The organism is Vibrio sp. 1641 (assembly GCF_033339995.1).
Taxonomy (GTDB): Bacteria; Pseudomonadota; Gammaproteobacteria; order Enterobacterales; family Vibrionaceae; genus Vibrio; species Vibrio alginolyticus.
This window is the reverse complement of the sequence record NZ_JAWOVP010000326.1, coordinates 1-599: the sequence shown is the minus strand read 5'-3', so window position 1 is coordinate 599 and position 599 is coordinate 1. Positions and strand designations below refer to the sequence as shown.

Genomic DNA, 599 nt, shown 5'->3' with positions numbered 1-599 from the left:
CTATATTCTGCGTTGTGTTTAACCAAGTTGTTGTGGTTGTGTTTGCGGTTTTAACGACGTTTACTTTTCTATCTAGGCTTGTTTGCGTTTTCTTTCTTGGACTAATCGAAGACGCTCTAGTCCTTTTTGCAAATTGCCAGCTAACACACGCGGTTGATGTTCGTAGTACGACCCCCAAGTGGACTCGGCATCGGGGACTTTGTTTTGATCGGCCTGCGCGATGATATGAGGCTCCAATCCTAAGCGCGCCATCATGGCGTGAAGTGGGTCTGTCGCGGTGAAGATGCACCATTCAAAACCGAGGTTGACCAGCATTTCTGCGATGAGGTAGAAGTGCAGAGACGACATGCCCTTAGCGAAAGATGCCAAGTGACCGAATTCCACTAAGTTCGAACGTTTTACGTCGCAGTTAAATACGTTAGAAACCAGCTTTTGGGCGTCGTCTTCTAAATACTGTTCAAGGAACAAGGGCTCATCTTCGGCGATGCGAAAGCCGCATACGGAAACAATTTGGCCGCCTTCAATGAGGGTTAAATACGCCGGCATAAATTGTTTTAGCTCGGCAAAGAATGCTTCTTGATAACGCTGAGAAACATGCT

1 protein-coding gene is annotated in these 599 nt (G+C 46.9%); it reads right to left on the bottom strand.

Annotated features, from left to right (window positions below):
• Positions 1-72 precede the first annotated feature (72 nt).
• Positions 73-599: thermostable hemolysin (locus tag R7Z47_RS25785; RefSeq protein ID WP_318130886.1), on the bottom strand; the 527-nt coding region annotated here is incomplete at its 5' end.